Annotated in this window: 1 protein-coding gene; it reads left to right on the top strand. The window is 60.6% G+C overall.

Features of this window, described 5'->3' with window-relative positions; genetic code table 11:
• The first annotated feature begins 309 nt into the window (after window positions 1-309).
• Window positions 310-939 (top strand): hypothetical protein, encoded by a 630-nt coding sequence (locus AC1DY5_RS56560; RefSeq protein WP_478122857.1) that lies wholly within the window; start codon window positions 310-312, stop codon window positions 937-939.
• Window positions 940-1,142 lie beyond the last annotated feature (203 nt).

The raw sequence follows: 1,142 nt of genomic DNA, 5'->3' as shown, positions 1-1,142 counted from the left end.
ACATTTGCTGGCCCAGCGTCGAGAAATCGCGTCTTTACTTATCTTGCGGAGGCTAGAATCCGTGGAGTTCGATCGTCCGACTCTTGCTGCCGCCGACGGTGCTCGCCGAGACGACCGCTAATCCACGTCGTCCGAAGGTTTTGAAGCGTCGCCATGCCCCAGCAGCCATTCAACATGCTCACGCCGGCTCGCCGGTCGCGGCCTCGCCACAATCTGAAGCTCGTGCAATTCCTACCGCCCGGGGGGAAAGCCCGAGTTTGCGCGGYGCTTTGGCGCGATGGTGACTACGTCCGCCTCGCATCGCCGCTCATGCGCACGCGCCGCGGTGTGCGAGATCCGAAGAGCTATGCACGGCAGTTTCCCGACGCCCTGGCGTCGATCGACACCTTCGAAGAAACCATGACCTGGCTGGACGCGGCGTGCTATGCCGCTAGCGATCCACGCGAGGTCGATGCTGCCTGTCAGCAACACCCCGAGTGGCGGCTGCGGTGCGTGCGGTACGAGGGGAGCGATGCCAACCTGTTGGACCTGGCCGGGCTCATTCGGGCCACCGAGCCGGCCGACCCATTCCCCGAAACGATCATGCGCGATTGCTTACTGGAGATCATCAGGCAGATTCTGAAGAACGACGTTGATCTGGCTGGAGGCCAAATTGACTCGACTTCGCAGAAGGGGGACGACGTCGCGGCGCTGGACCTCGGACTGGATCGAACGGTGGTGGTCACTTTGCTCACGAACATCGCCTCGACGGACGTCGTACGTCAAGGGGTGCTGGCACACCACAGGATGATTGCCCCGAACAATGACGGGACGCATTGCCTGCTCGTGCTGCCCAATCTCGAAATCAATCAGCCGATGGTCCTGACTCCACGCGTGGTGATCACCGACATGGACACCGACCACATTCGGGCCTCACTGGTGCAAATGGCCAAGCGCTGACACCCGAGTTCCTCAATCAAGATTCAAGAATTCCAAACCTTGCCCATGTCCGATCGCCCCGTGCACGCGCACCACATCAGGCCCTTCATCTACGAGAACGCAAATTCCAAGGCCCTCCACTTCCGTATCAGTGACATTCAAAGCTGCATGCGGATCAACGATCCCAATGCGCTGGCCCTCGAATACACGCGCACGATGATGGG

The sequence above is a fragment of the Variovorax sp. P4_D9 genome, assembly GCF_056401695.1.
The sequence above is the reverse complement of the archived record's forward strand: the minus strand, read 5'-3'. Positions and strand labels throughout refer to the sequence as shown.